The following is a 14,035-nucleotide window of genomic DNA, read 5'->3' as shown; positions in this document are numbered from 1 at the left end:
GTCGTCGGTGAACAGGCACCGCGCCGACCGCGACCGTCCTCAACCCAGCTGTCGAGCCCCCGGCAGACCCGCGTGGTTGAGTCCGAGCCCGGCGGCGAACAGGTGCGACGTGTCCCCGATCCGCACCGCCCTCGGCACGTGGACGCGCCCACCCTGGCGTGCCTCGAAGACCACGGTGCTCACCGACGTCACGGGCAGGAACAGCGACGTCCAGGCGATCTGGAGGGGGATGTGGAGCAGGTCCGCCAGCCAGGTCACGCCGAGGCCGCCGTGGCACACGATCGCGACCGACAGGTCCTCGACCTCCTCCGAGACCCGCTCGAAGCCGGCGTCGCAGCGTCGGTAGCCGAGCGACTCCAGGAACTGCCTGGACCCCTGCACCAGTCGCTCGATCTCGGCCTCGATCGCGGGTGCGTGGCCGTCGAAGACCGACCACGACTGCCATGGCTCCGCGCCGGCCGCGCGGACGTAGCGGCCGGAGACGTTCCAGAAGACGGCGGTGCCGCCGTCGCCGTCGGGCACCGTCGGTGAGCGGAGCTCACCCGCCCAGTCCGCCACGACGGCGTCGAGACCACAGGCCCGCGCGAGCGGCGCCGCCGTCGCCCGCGCCCTGCCCATCGGCGAGACGAACAGCCGGTCGAGGGCGAGCTCGTCGGCACGGTCGGCCAACGCTGCAGCCTCGGCGTGGCCGCGCGGGGTGAGCCAGTCGTTCGCGTAGTCCGGGTCGCCGTGACGGATGATGTGCAGCCGCAGTCCGGGTGGTGGCGCCCAGCCGCCGTCGATCGTGTCGCTCATCGCTTGCTCAGTGAAGCACGGGTGCGACACCTCGCGACCCGCGGCCTCTCGCGGCACCGTTCGCCGGCCGGTGCTGACACCAGCCGGGCAGGCCTGCCCTCGGACTACTTCGACCGCGCAGCCGACGTGCTCGCCGACCTGCTGCCCCACGCTCGACGGAGGACGCTCGACGGGCCGGATCGCGTCGTCGACCCGCACATCCTCGTCCCGCTGCTGCTGCGGTTCTTCAGCGGCGCGCACTGAGGGGGCCCTACCTCCGCAGCCACGCGACCGATGAGCTCACCCGGCTCGTTCGTCTGTACCTGTGACGACGTCGGACACCGGAGCAGGAGCGACATGGACACCGAGAACCGCACCGCCGAGCAGGAGATCCGCGAGCTGTACCAGGCCTGGTTCGCGGCGAGCCGGGCGAAGGACCTGGACGCGTCGATGGCGCCGATCTCGCCCGACATCGTGTCCTACGAGCACTCTGCGCCGCTGCAGCGCACCGATGTCGACGGGGTGCGCGAGGAGTGCCGGCGCGGGTTCGAGCGGCAGCCGGACGGCTTCGAGTGGACGGTCCCCGATCTGGAGGTGATCGTGCGCGGCGACATCGTCACGTGGGGGCTGAACCGGATGGCCGGCCGGCACCGGGACGGCAGCGAGAGCGTCATGTGGTCGCGAGGGACGCGCGTCTTCCGTCGCGTGGACGGCGCGTGGACGATGATCCACCAGCACGTGTCGTTCCCGGTCGACGCCGCGAGCGGCGCCGCCGCCACCGGGCTGGTGCCGTGAGGAAGGTGGCCCCTGTGGTGCCCGCACCCCCCACGAACCTGCCCGACGGCGGCGCGCCCGGGCGCGAGGACATCGCCGCCCTGTTCGAGTCCCATCGTCACGAGCTGCTCACGCACTGCTACCGGATGACGGCGTCCCTGGCAGACGCCGAGGAGCTCACCCAGGAGTCCTTCCTGCGGGCGTGGCGCGCACGCGACAGGTTCCGTGGCGACGCCTCGCCGCGGACATGGCTCTACCGGATCGCGACCAACCTCTGCCTGGACTTCCTCCAGAGCCACGAACGACGCGCGCAACCCACCGAGTCCGTCCTCGACACCCTCGAGCGCGACGCCGATCTCGACCCCTTCCCGGACCGCGACGACCCGGCCTCGCTGGTCGCGCAGGCCGACACCACCGACCTCTACCTGATGGCCGCGCTGCTGCACCTGCCGCCCCGGCAACGGGCCGCCGCTGTCGCCCGCGACCTGCTCGACCTGAGCGCCGCCGAGAGCGGAGGCGTTCTTCTCCCAGATCTTCGGTCGTGACGGCCCCGGGGCGTGGGAGCTCGTGCCGACCCGGGCCAACGGGGCGCCTGCCATCGTGAACCACGTGCGCGCGCCGGGTGAGGAGACCGCCCGGCTGATCTCGGTCGACGTCCTGAGGATCCGCGGCGGGCGCATCGTGGGCATCCACTGCTTCCTCGGAAGCGCGCGGCTGCGTGCCTTCGGAACCAGCGTGGCGGCCGGCTAGCGCGGAGCGGCCACCGTCGGGCAGGTGCCCGCCCGACGGCGACCGCTCGTCCCCGCGGCGCCCCTACCCCTCCGGGACCAGGACGATCCGACCGAGCACGGCGCCGTCGTCCATCTGGCGGTGGGCGTCGGCGGCACGGTCCAGCGGGAGGACGTCGTGGACGACCGGGGTCAGATCGCCGCGCGCGGCCGCGCGCAGCAGGTCGGCGCGGGCGGCGTTGCGGCGGTCGACGGCGATCGTGTTGAGGCTGAACGTCGCGAACGACCGGGACTGCTGGAAGGAGCGGATCAGGGCGGCGCCGAAGTCGTCCGGCGGGAAGCCCGCGACCCCGCCCACCAGCACCAGCCGCCCGTTGGGGGCGAGGCGGTCGATGAACCTCGCCTGGTCGGGGCCGCCGACGATGTCGACGACGACGTCGTAGCTCGCGTCGTCGTCACCGGCGCCGTTGCGGTCGAGCACGTGGGTGGCGCCGAGCGCGCGGAGGCGCTCGCCGCGCTGCGCCGAGGACGTCGTGACGGCGACCGCCGCGGCGCCGCGCCGGGCCGCCAGCTCGACGGCCGAGATGCCGATGCTGCCGGCCGCGCCGCGGACGAGGACGCGCTCGCCGGGGGCGAACCGGGCGTGCTCGAGGGCGAAGTGGGCGACGGTCGCCGCGCTGCCGAGGGCGGCGGCGTCGACGAACGAGAGGTCGTCGGGGAGCTCGGTGACGTCGTCGAGGTGCGCGGTCACCTGCTCGGCGTACCCGCCCAGCAGGCCCGGCGTGGCCCAGACGCGCCTGCCGACCCAACCGGGGTCGACGCCGTCGCCCACCTGCTCGACGACGCCCGCGACCTCGCTGCCGGGCACGATGCCCTCGGGCGCGACGCGTACGAGGGTGCCGCGGCGCATGACGGCGTCGACGCCGCCGACGCCGATCGCGGCGGTGCGGATGAGGATCTGGCCGGCCGTGGGGGTTGGAGCGGGGACGTCGGCGGGGACGAGGCCGCTGGGGTCGCCGTACTGCTCGAGCCTGACTGCTCGCATCTGCTCTCCTTCGTGGTGCGGTTAGGCTGGCGACCGTAACGGACGGGGGCGTCCGGATATTCGAAGTGAGAGCGGGGAGGCGGTCTCGTGACTCAGCTGCGCGTCGACGCCCAGGAGAACCGTGCGCGGATCGTGGACGCGGCGCGTGCGCTGTTCGCCGAGGAGGGGCTGGCGGTGGGGATGCGGGAGATCGCCCGCCGCGCCGACGTCGGCCCGGCCACGCTGTACCGACGGTTCCCCACCAAGCAGGACCTCATCGACGTGGCGTTCGCCGAGGAGCTGCAGCAGTGCCGGCGGATCGTCGTCGAGGGGTGCGACGACCCCGACCCGTGGCGGGGGTTCAGCTCGGTCGTCCACCACCTGACGGTGCTGAACTCGCAGAACCGCGGCTTCGTCGCCGCCTTCACCGCGCAGGACCCCGACGGCGAGGTGCGCAGCACGATCACCCGCCAGCGCCAGGAGCTGCTGCCGCGCCTCGCCGACCTCGTGCGCCGCGCGCAGAAGGCCGGGGCGTTGCGCCCCGACTTCACCATGGATGACCTGCTGCTGGTGCTGCAGGCCGGTCGCGGGCTGTTCTCGGTGCGTCCCACCAAGGCTGCTGCGCGCCGGTTCGCGGAGATCGTGCTCGACGGGCTGCGGGCGCGGTAGGCACCCGGCCTGCCGGCCGAGGCGACGCGACCTTGGTCTGCCGCCCCGAAGTCGGGACGCCCTGGCTCGCAGACCGCCAGCCCTGCCTTCCGTGGCCAACTGTGGGCCCAATGAGCGCGGCGACAGCGGCCAACCAAACGTCGCGACGCCTATGTCATTTTTTGGACCCCAGAGCATCCAGAAACTATCACTCGCGAACTGCTGAAGTAAGAGGAGCAGTGGGAGGGGCCGCCTGGGCCGCGATAGACCCCGGACGACTCATTGCTCCCCAGATAATGGCCGCAGCTCGGGCAGCTGGAGGACGGTGTGGTCACGGTAGGCCTGGGTCACACGAACCAAACGTGGCGCCTCACCAGCGAAGCTCACAAAAGCTTCGCCCGTCCCCAATGTGCGGATCTGCTCCGCCAAGCGGGGATTGTCAGGTTGAAGCTTCCGCGCAGCCATCGTGGCGACCGTGGCGTCAGGAAGCCCGAAACAAATCTTCGTTTGCGCATTCGCAGCGACGACCTCTGGGAGGTCCAGGGGTCCCTGTGTAGCGAGTATGACTGCGAGGCCCTTTGACCGACCTTCGCGGATCATGGTCTGAATCGCGCGGAAAGGTGCGACCCTGTGAGCTTCGTCTACGACCATAACATAGCGAATGCTGTTTGGCACTGGAGGAAGATTCTGAATACGGAGAAGGAGTGACGATAGTATGAAGCCGGCCGCAAGTACCGTGGTCTGCCCGTTGCCAGGTATCCTGGATAGGCCAAAGACCATATTCGAGTCGATGACGTTACCAAGTGGTTCGCCAGACTTGAACAGGTCGTGCTTTGTCAGGTCGCCGATCACGCCTGCCAGGTCGGCGTCGAGCTGGTCGTCCAGTGTGCGAAGGGTGGGCCAGCGGCGTTCGGTGCTTCGGACGCTGTAAGCGTCCTTCAGCGCCTTCTCCAACTTCGCCCTCTGCCGGACCCCCAGCCGAGCGTTAACGGATCGAAGAGCTTCATCAACGGTATCCCGCAACTCGATGATTGCGCTCTGTATTGAGCGCTCGCCGTCATCGTCGAGCGCCAAGGGGTTGAATGGAGCGCCCTCGTTCCACAGATCGATGAACCGGGCGTCCGCGAACGCCGGGAATCCAGTGTCATCGCTGTAGTCATTCTTGAAGTCTGCAATGCCGAAACGACTGCCGCTGAACTTTGCGAGTTGACCGAGAAGACTCATCGCAAACTGCGTCTTGCCCATGCCCGACGATCCCCATATCTCCGTGTGACCGTTCTGCAGGGCCGTCTGGCCCGTGCCCGCTGCATGCCAGCGGATCTCGTCACCAGTGACAGCGTCCCAGCCGATCAGGGGCGCGACGAACTGGCGGCTCGGAACAGCCTCGGACGAAGGCGTGTCAGAGGTTAGACAGTGGTCCGCACCTGAGGAATTGTCACTTGACTGTGCCACCTGAGTCTCGGTAGGCCTCTCGGGGCCGGGATCTTCAGGGGCTGCGGGTGGAGGTCCCGTCACCTGTGCCACATTGTTGCCAAGACCGTCGTAAGTGGGCCCCTCGCCAAGATCAGGCTGACGTCGGCCATTGCCATTGCCATTGCCACTGCCTTCGGGGCGTCGTCGAGTTCTGGTGCTCTGAAGTGGTGGCCGAGCTGTCTCAACGGTGCGCAGCTCGGTGAGACTTGTCGCCGTTGCGGTCTGAAGAAGCTCTTCGGTGAGCGGAATGCTGTGTAGGACCACCGGGACGATGTCGTTGGCGACATCCGTCCGGTAGGTGCGGTGGAAGCGCTCAACCCTCGGACCAAAAACGAGGCCTACTCCAGCCCACTCCAGCGTTCCGGTGCCACGACGGAAAGCCTCGAGTGCATCGAGCTCGGCTCGGTCGAGTCGGAATCGCGACTCTCGCGCGACCGCATATGCCGCTTCGGCGATGCGGTTAAGCCAGAGACGACTGTGAACGCTCCCCGCCTCTGGGTACGCCGCCCACTTGGTGGCGGCGAGGCTCTGATTTAGTTGGTCAAGCGCGCTGGCAGCGGCGTCATGCTCATCGCTCCTGCGTGCCTTCACCTCGATCGTCGCTATGTGAACTCCGCGATCTCGTGTATCCAAGGCGATCGCGAGCAGATCGGCCCGCTTCTTGGGAAACCAGTGTCGATACTCGTCGAGACTGACCAGCAGGACCCTGCATCCCGGGGGAAGCGGCCACGGGGTCGTAGTGGTGGCGAGGAGGCTAAAGGCAACCACGTGCCCGACGAGCTCATTTATGCCCGCGCCACTCGTTGCAGCCTGAAGGGCTAGGATCCCGTAGCCCTGGCTGGCAACGCGCCGCAGCTGGGTGCCAATCGACAGTGCAACGTCGGGCTCCCTGATAATGCCCGCTGCTCGCAAACTGCGGCCGATGGCGCGATCGGCCGGGCCGCCGGACTTCTGACTTAGAACTAGCGATAGAGGGCTGTCTCCTCCGAGTCGCCGCTCCTGATGAAGGATCGCGACATTGTCAACCCCGAGGGCGTGTTCCAGGCTATCTCGAGTAGCGTATCGGTCGAGGGTAGCAACCCAAAGAGAAAGGTCGTGAACTTCTCGCAGCTTGGAAGCTATGTCGAGGGCGCCTGTCCTGACCTCCGGAACTTGCAGAGGATCGCCTTCGTCGGGCCACCCGTCATAGACGGCGTTCTGAACCCGAAGCCACGCCTGACCAGCCGCCGACGCCGTCGGCGGCATGAGCAGAATGCGACGATCCTGTCTCGGGCGCTGCCACACGCGGGGCGCGAAGAGAACCTCCGGATGATCGTCCGGAGGGGCGACTTCTCGGGTTTCGATCTGAAGAGCGTTTGGGCCATCTGTCAGACCCGTGACCAGCGCAAGATGGACCGCCGGAGAGTCATGGGTTGGCCGTAGAAGCTCGCGGGCTCGTGAGAGGTCGTCAAGGTAGCGCAGCTCTAGGACGTCCCTTTCGTTGCGCAGCTGGTCGTCGGCGTTCGCGAGGGTCTCCGGTCGCGGCCTATCCTCGGCCCGGGTTCCAATGCAGAAGATCTCTATTCTTCGGATCTGCGCGAGTCCCACACGACGGTTGATCAATTTCACGGCCTCTGCGACTAACAGATCTGCCGCGCCCGCCCCCCACGCCAGGCAGCGCAGGTGTCCTGCGGCCTCTGGCTGGAGCCTAAGTAGCTGGACCACGACCGAGCTGAGCGCTTCGCCGGAGTAGCCGCTCTCATCTCGGGCTGTTCGGCCCCCGTACAGGCTCCAAATGCGCCCCTCGCTAGTCGGGAGAAGAACGCGATCCTGTGTGGAGAGCCGCAGGTAAGCAGGATGATGAGTGGCTGTAGCCCGGGCAATGCCCTCCGATGTGGCGACATTGTCGCTTGAGTTGGAGGTGGTCTCACGCCCCTTAGAGGGCGTCGCGAGGCTCCACAAGGCGTCGAGGTACTGCGCCAACCACTCCGCCTTCATCGGAGCGAACGCCGTAAGGGCCACTGCACGATTCCCACACACGGCACCTGCAAGAGCCAAGGCTTCCGCGGAGGATGAATCGCGCGCAGCCTCGCGCTCTGCGCACACAGCCCGCCAGGTATCGACCCACGACCTCAGCGCCGAAGGCTCCAGACCTCGATCCAGAGATCCTCTAGCGATCTGCTGGAGCGCACGCGCCACCGGCATCAAGTCTGCCGGGACCTCCTGCACGGTCCCGGTATTCATCGGTCCGCAGAAGGCGTGAAGGCTCGGCTCTGTTGGCAGCGTCAGACTTAGTACGGGTGCCTCGGCAAAAGCCACTGCTGCACGAAGCGTGGCGACATCGTCCAGGTCAGGCTTCCAGTCGACCTGCACCGTGCTGCCGTCGCCGGCGTGAAGCCTTAGCTGCAGGGCTGGCAGTTGGGCACCTGACACGATCCCCGCGGCTGCGAACGTCGCGAGGATGTCTCCGAGATCGCCGTCGTCCGCTGCGCGCAGGAGCAATCCATCGACATCACAGCCGGACGCCTCCCAGCCCCGCAGTAGCGCTCCGAGCCTCAGTCGCGCACATGCCAGTGTGATGATGCGGCCGGCACCCGTCCTGTTATGGGCTGCGTCGGGGTTAATGGGACGCTGAGGGCCGAGAACCTGGACTCGCTGGATCGGACCTCCCAGCTGTTGCGTGGCCCGGACCATTGCGGCCTCAGGGCAGGAGGGATTACTGCCATTGACCGCGCGGTCGCGTAGCAGACGCTCCAGTTTGCGCCGAGTGGGGCGAGTGAAGACTTCCTTCTGCTGGGCGTCATCAAGGTCGCACAGATCCTGTGCGGCGCTGCGCTGGCTGCTCGTCCGTCGGAGCTCTTCGGCCCGGAGCTCGTATGTGTGCCAGGGGAGCCCTGCCGCTTGGCTTCCGGAGTCGAGCCTGCTGCGGAAGAGCACCATCTCCTGCAGTACGACGTCGGCTAGGGCTCGAGGCCGCTGCTCGAAGATCTCTAGTGCCTCGTCGAACCGCAGCGTACTCAAGAGATCGTCGCTTCCAGTCTGCAACTGGGTCATGACAAGATCCGCAGCGACAGCAGCTCCCGCCATGCCAACATCAGGTCTGCGGCTAAGAACCGCCTCAGTGCGCTTTCGAAGATCCGCGAACGCGGTGGGCTTGAGCAGGTCGTCACCCGTGCGGCGGGCTGCGAGAGAGAGGTTATCTCCGATCCGTTCCGAATCGACCCGCGCGCCAGGCGGCACCCTGTCGGTAAAGGCGCCGAGCGTGGGTAGCGCTTCAAGCGGATCCGCGCCCGTCGCCACGATGTCTAGGTAGGTCGCGACAGCTCCAGCGCTTGGCCGCGAGGAAACAGGAGCCCGATTGATAGCTTCGCGCACCGCGCGAGTGACGCCGTCTAGATTCAGGGCCGGAGGCTGCTGAGCCAAGATTGCGATGCCTTCAGCAGTCTCGAGGAGAACACTAGGAGAGATGGACTCGAACAGATTGAGCGATTGTCGGTCGGGCACCTGCTCGCCGTCGCAGAGGACGAGCACCACACCACCGGCGCTTCGGTTCCGCAATTGAGTTCCGGAAACGTCACGCATAGCGTGAGAGCCGAAGCGAGCTGGCGCCGGCGAGACGACGGCAAGCTGCGGCAGCTCCGTGTCCCAACTGGCGCTCATTCCCTCCGCAACCGACAGAGGGACACCTTCGACGAGAACGAAGTTCCGCTCGCCCTTCGCCAGGTGCCGGCGCAGATATTCCGCAAGGGCGCGACCCACTCGGGCGCTCACTGGCTACTCCTCGACGCGCGTTCGCCAACCATCGTAGTGCGGTCAGATAGTCCGACTGCTAGGCCCGCATCACTCATCATTCGTTCGGCCGCTCTCGCATTTTGTGCGAGGCGCGCACCATCCAGTTGGCTGGCGAGGGCGGTGTTGGCGGCAGACTCTTGATTGATCACTAGGCCCCACTCGTCACGTACTGCGGCAATAAAGTCACGGCTGGACATCGGCATCTGGCTTGAGAGCGCTCCGACCATGGCAGCGAGGAGGTCGGGGCTCGCCGTCAAATAGCGGTAGGATCCGGTACCAACCAGCATTCCAACGGACTCCAGGAGTACCCGAAAACCGTCCTCAGAGCCTCTGCTATAGTTCGCCGTTTCCACTGCTAGACGAGCGAGCCGTAGATACTCTTCCTCTCCGGCACCGACGGGCAGTCGGCCCAATTGACTGCTCACGCTGTCGGATCCACTTGAAGCCAAGGTTCGATCTCGGAACTCACCAGAGAACGCGATCACATTCTCCTCTTCTTTGAGCTCGCGCATCCGCTTAGCGAGGATTCTCACGGTCGCCTCGGCTAGCCGAATTCGCGCTCTACGGAAAGAATCTTCGGATCGCTGCCTCACGGGATCCTCTGCCCGCGGCGAATCACTAAAGCTCAGCAATAGGAAGCGCTCTCGCGGCGGTGTCTGCGTGACGTTCCAAGCGGTGCGCAGGACATGCAGGGCAAGGTCGAGTGCCAGAATGCTGCGCAGTTGCCAAAGCTTAGCGGGCCCGCTGGCATGGCCTTGCAGCATGATGCCTTCGGAGTGTCGGCAAAGGCTGCTCGCGAGCGCGCGGAGGCGTGGATCGGCTCCCCTACTCCACGCCAACCGCTCGTCCTCCTCGACGTCAATCTGCTTGTTCGTCCAGACTTCGTTCGGAGGCAGCGGTGCCTCGAGTGTGTCCGATATTTCAGCGAGAGGACTGGGAGAGTTGAGCGCCTCCCGAATCTTCTCTACCGCTGCACGTCCGAGTTCAGCATCAGATGGGTCAACAGGGTCTACTAGGAGTCGCGCTATGGTGATACCGCTGCCTCGCATATACACCTTGCGCACGGTGTACTCACTACTCCGTGGGCTCGGCTTCCGTGAGTCATACCAAAGCAGTGACTCGTGAAATGGGCGGAGCAGCCACGCGCCCACTTGACCCCGTTGGGTTTCTGGATCGATTAGTCCCTGGAGTGTGAGCTGAGCGAGCTGGAGATTAGCGGACCCTCGAACCTGGGCACCCTGCGCCAAGAGGGCGCCGTACTCCTCAGGAGTGGTATCGGCATCGCCAACCCGTCCTTGCGAGCGGCCGCCGAGGAAGTTCTCCGCCAGAGCGAGGCTGCGCAGCGCGAAGAGCTGTCTCTTGGGCGAGCGTAGTCCCTCCAGCGAGTCAGGCTTTCTATAGTTGTTCTGCCGAAGAGTGAGCAGTGTCTCGGCGCAGAGTTGCGGCGCGCGCTCATCGCGGTCCGGAGCAAGCCCAAAGAGTTCTTCCGCGATCGCACCCGGGCTCAGGCGATAGGTGTTTCTCCGCTGAGTGGACATCAGGTGGCTCGCTTAACGAAGTGTGGCAGGGAAATTGTCACTAGAGCTGGCGGGTTCGAGTCTGGATCGGCGACTCGCAGCGACCGATCCGTGGCCAAGTGAGCGGCGAGTCGACCGTAGAAGCCACGCAAGTCGTTCATTTCTGCTACACCCTGGCCGACCGGTCCTTGGAACGCAGCAGCTTCCCGGATCGCTTCGTACATGCGAGGACTGATCCGCAGAGCGAGGTCTGGATTGTCCTGAACGATCAGCTCAACGTCGACGTGATCGACGTCCAACAACTCTTCGACGAGACCACTGTCAGGAACGCGCAGGCTTAGGCTTTCCAGCTGAACTTGGCTGTGAACCAGGGAAGGCTGCGCCGGCCGGAAGGATCCGGGATCTCGTGCGAATAGGCATGCAGGGTCGGGGACAATCAGGCCTTCGTTTGGGCTCGAGAATCCGGTGACCAGGAAATTGAGACCTCGAACAATCTCGTTTAGTTCGATGACGGTGTCGCCACCTGCTGCTGTCTTCCTGGCGAGCTCGACCAGGTCGACCACATGGCGATAGTCCAAGAGGCGACGTGCGGCTGCCTTCTCGCCCCCCAAGTCTTCCGAGGCCTCGAAGAAGACCAGCTGCCGCCAGAGGCGCTCCGCCGGTGCGTTAGACACCCCGTCGCCATGAACCAAGGCGTCGAGGCCGTCCTCGACCCGTGTCGGGTCCTCGTCAGTGCTGACCATTTCCCCCAGTGCGTAGAAGGTTAGCTCGCCCTGCGCGGTGCGGACGCGGTCAAGTGGCGATGTGGAGCCGGCGAGTCCGGAGGTGCGGCCTGTCACACAGTGGTCGGGACGCGTGATGTGTGGGTCGCCAGCAATCTGCCGGACACGCTCGGGTGCGCCGCTCGCGTCCCGCAACCAGCCATCCACTTCTAGGTCGCTAACGGCACCCAGGCCCGAGCGTCGCATCCCGGTCAGCAACGGGGATCGTTCGGAAGCGCTGGCTGCAAGGCCCTGGCCCAGAATGCGTCCGAAGTAGCCGTCGGTAGCGGTGAAGGCGCTGGCGCCACGATCACGATGAGCCTTCTTCACGACACTGCAGCTGTGCGGACCCACGATTGCCCAGGCCAGAATTGCCAGTACTTCCCTCAGGGTCGGTACTGCCTCACCACTACCCACGCGCACCAAGGTGCGCAGCTGCTCGCGCACGTCACCTCGGCGCAGGCGCTCCGCGTTACTCCGCATGGGGCAGCCCCCGCTCTCAAACGGGCAATCAGCGCAGCCTCCCCAGATTTCTTCTCGAGTGACGTAGTCGATCAGTTGACCCCATAACGGGTCACCCGTTGGCCGCTGGCGGTTGACGTTGACGATGGTAAGGTTTCGGACCCTGGTGGCGCCGTGGCGCAGAGCCTGGTCCAGGACGTGCGCCACTTCGGTGGCGCCCGTGTCGGTGAGAGCATCGCGCAACACACCCTCGTTGGCGCATAGCAGGGTCTGGCCGCTGCCCAGCTCCAGGACGGTGCGGACGACCGCTGCCCGGGATTCCGCGTCTGGTAGTCCGGACAGGTCCTTAACGACACGTTGTCCGGGAGCGATTTCTACAAGAGTGTCCTCCGTGGGCAGCGCAGAGCCCGTGGCTTTGCAGTAAGCTTCGGCGACCGCTGTCTTACCAGTGCCAGCGTTACCGGTCAACACCACAATTCCAGCGGTGCGTTCAGCAGCCCAATTCACGACAAATCGCGCTAGTTTCGTCTCTACGTCGGCGCCGAGGGCGTCGCTAAGCGCGCCGAAATGCTCGCGGTAAGCGCCGCCCTGATGCGCGCTGAAGACCGAGAGCAGCCTTAGCGCCGCGACCGCAGGCAGTTCGTCTGGTTCGTGGGTTGGAGTCTCGTTCACTGGCCTACGGCCACCTTTTCACGAGTAATGGGATCTTCTGTTATGGAGGCGATTGAGAGCGAGTGCTCTCCACGCCGGGCGGCCCGGAGCGCTGATGCAGTGCGCGCAGGTACGCCGGCTTTGGACAGTACGTCGGCCAGCGCGCTCACGATAAGTTTGGCTGCGGGAGGTGGCACGGCATTGCCGATTTGCCGCCGGACCCGGGGGTAGGCCGACCTGCGGTCTCGAGTGCTATCGCCGAACTCGAAGATGAAGTCGTCCGGGAAGCCCTGGAGCCGAGCCTTCTCTCTGTTTGACAGCCGGCGCGGCTCGATGTGATGGTAGCCGTGGGTGCCGCCGCCTCCGCCAGCGATTATTGTATATGAGGGCTTGTTTGGGTCTAGTCGTCTATATACGTGACTGATTAGGCCCTTGACTGCGAGAGGGTGGTCAGGCGGGATAGCCTCGTAATTTGCACCTGGCGGAATGAGCTTGAGCCGCTCGATTACGTCTGGACTATCGAGCCCTCTCTCGTGGTTGGCAGCATCCTCGGGCAGAGGGTCCGTGTCGAGCGCGTCCCTCACTGTACGAGGAGAACCCTGGAAGGGAGTGGGAATTATTGGTGGCCGCACTCCCAAGTCGCGACGCACGCCGAGCACTATGAGTCGCTCTCGGTGCTGGGGTACACCCAGATCGGCCATATCGACCACCTGGGCGCTGATGTCGTAATGGACACCCCGCCGGCGTCCTTGCGCTGGTTGTGTGGCGACGAAGCTGCTCGGCGATTTTAGTGCGTGCCGTACCAACGTCCAGGCCACTCCTCCGTTCGCCGACAGGAGGCCTGGGACATTCTCGAGTACGAAAGCCGCTGGCTGCAGTGCGTCGAGGTATCTCGCGACCTGACGGAACAGGTTACCGCGCGCGGTGAGGAGACCGTCGTGGTTCCACAGCGTGGAGTAGTCCTGGCAAGGCGGGCCGGCGACAAGGATATCGCAGGTAACGTCGGGCACGGGCTCCTGAGTAATGTCGCCTTCGACTATATGGCTGCCAAGGTTGCGCCGATAAGTCTGAACGGCCCAGTGATCGTTGTCTATCGCCCACACGACGCTGGCGCGGCCAGAATGCTCGAGCCCGAGGTCCATGCCTCCGCATCCGGCGAAGAGAGAGATTGCCGCGTAACGCTTTTTGGGGGACATTACGTTACCACCCCCGGTCCGTCGCCAGGAACTGTGGCGAGATTCCATACAGCGAGTCGCTGCGCGAAACAGATCGCTCGTTGCCGTGCGCTCGTCGTTGTGCCCTTGGCCACTGGTCGCATGCCGCAAAGCCTGACGAGAGTGGACCAGCAAGTTGTGGGCGACGCCACACGACGGTCAGGCCGTGGATGGCGCCATGGACCACGCACGTTGCATTGGCGTTCGTCCCAGGTCTGACGTTCATACACGCGACGCT

At 65.7% G+C, this 14,035-nt stretch carries 11 protein-coding genes; 5 read left to right on the top strand and 6 right to left on the bottom strand.

Annotation, left to right across the window (positions count from 1 at the left end; genetic code table 11):
• Positions 1-39: 39 nt before the first annotated feature.
• The gene (locus GPA02_RS04725) at positions 40-795 is read right to left on the bottom strand and encodes a histidine phosphatase family protein (RefSeq protein ID WP_156198720.1); all 756 of its coding nucleotides are present in this window, start codon (positions 793-795) and stop codon (positions 40-42) included.
• A 21-nt stretch (positions 796-816) separates the two neighbouring features.
• Between GPA02_RS04725 and GPA02_RS04720 the strand changes: the two genes are divergently transcribed.
• From GPA02_RS04720 to GPA02_RS04705, 4 genes are all read left to right on the top strand, one after another.
• Complete coding sequence (locus GPA02_RS04720) at positions 817-1,038, top strand: hypothetical protein (protein WP_193567835.1); 222 nt, start codon at positions 817-819, stop codon at positions 1,036-1,038.
• A gap of 93 nt (positions 1,039-1,131) precedes the next feature.
• On the top strand, positions 1,132-1,569 hold the full coding sequence (locus GPA02_RS04715) for a YybH family protein (RefSeq protein ID WP_156198718.1): 438 nt from the start codon (positions 1,132-1,134) through the stop codon (positions 1,567-1,569).
• Between the two features lie 17 nt (positions 1,570-1,586).
• Positions 1,587-2,093 carry a sigma-70 family RNA polymerase sigma factor gene (locus tag GPA02_RS04710; RefSeq protein ID WP_162457703.1) on the top strand — a complete coding sequence of 169 codons (507 nt, stop codon included), beginning with the start codon at positions 1,587-1,589 and terminating at the stop codon, positions 2,091-2,093.
• Between the two features lie 64 nt (positions 2,094-2,157).
• A complete protein-coding gene (locus GPA02_RS04705; protein ID WP_156198714.1) occupies positions 2,158-2,298 on the top strand; it encodes a hypothetical protein in 141 nt (46 codons plus the stop codon).
• A 63-nt stretch (positions 2,299-2,361) separates the two neighbouring features.
• On the opposite strand, the gene GPA02_RS04700 is transcribed toward GPA02_RS04705, so the two are convergent.
• Positions 2,362-3,321: a zinc-binding dehydrogenase gene (locus tag GPA02_RS04700; RefSeq protein ID WP_156198712.1), complete on the bottom strand. Its 960-nt coding sequence runs from the start codon at positions 3,319-3,321 to the stop codon at positions 2,362-2,364.
• 87 nt (positions 3,322-3,408) lie between these two features.
• Here GPA02_RS04700 and GPA02_RS04695 point away from each other — a divergent pair, with 87 nt between their 5' ends.
• Positions 3,409-3,969 (top strand): TetR/AcrR family transcriptional regulator, encoded by a 561-nt coding sequence (locus tag GPA02_RS04695; RefSeq protein WP_156198710.1) that lies wholly within the window; start codon positions 3,409-3,411, stop codon positions 3,967-3,969.
• 258 nt (positions 3,970-4,227) lie between these two features.
• Here the strand turns inward: GPA02_RS04695 and GPA02_RS04690 are convergent, their stop codons facing one another.
• From GPA02_RS04690 to GPA02_RS04675, 4 genes are read right to left on the bottom strand one after another with little or no spacing between them, the layout of a single operon-like run.
• On the bottom strand, positions 4,228-9,171 hold the full coding sequence (locus tag GPA02_RS04690; protein WP_170296830.1) for an ATP-binding protein: 4,944 nt from the start codon (positions 9,169-9,171) through the stop codon (positions 4,228-4,230).
• Entirely contained in the window at positions 9,168-10,730 is a 1,563-nt protein-coding gene (locus GPA02_RS04685) for a hypothetical protein (protein WP_156198708.1), read from the bottom strand. The genes GPA02_RS04690 and GPA02_RS04685 overlap by 4 nt, the downstream gene beginning before the upstream one ends.
• Positions 10,730-12,604, bottom strand: coding sequence for an ATP-binding protein (locus GPA02_RS04680; RefSeq protein ID WP_156198706.1), 1,875 nt, complete (start codon positions 12,602-12,604; stop codon positions 10,730-10,732). Before GPA02_RS04680 ends, GPA02_RS04685 begins: the two co-directional genes overlap by 1 nt.
• Positions 12,601-13,779, bottom strand: a complete 1,179-nt coding sequence (locus GPA02_RS04675) for a DNA cytosine methyltransferase (RefSeq protein ID WP_156198704.1) — start codon at positions 13,777-13,779, stop codon at positions 12,601-12,603. The genes GPA02_RS04680 and GPA02_RS04675 overlap by 4 nt, the downstream gene beginning before the upstream one ends.
• Positions 13,780-14,035: the final 256 nt, after the last annotated feature.

This window comes from Actinotalea caeni (assembly GCF_009733795.1).
Taxonomy (GTDB): domain Bacteria; phylum Actinomycetota; class Actinomycetes; order Actinomycetales; family Beutenbergiaceae; genus Pseudactinotalea; species Pseudactinotalea caeni.
This window is presented reverse-complemented; position numbering and strand designations above follow the sequence as displayed.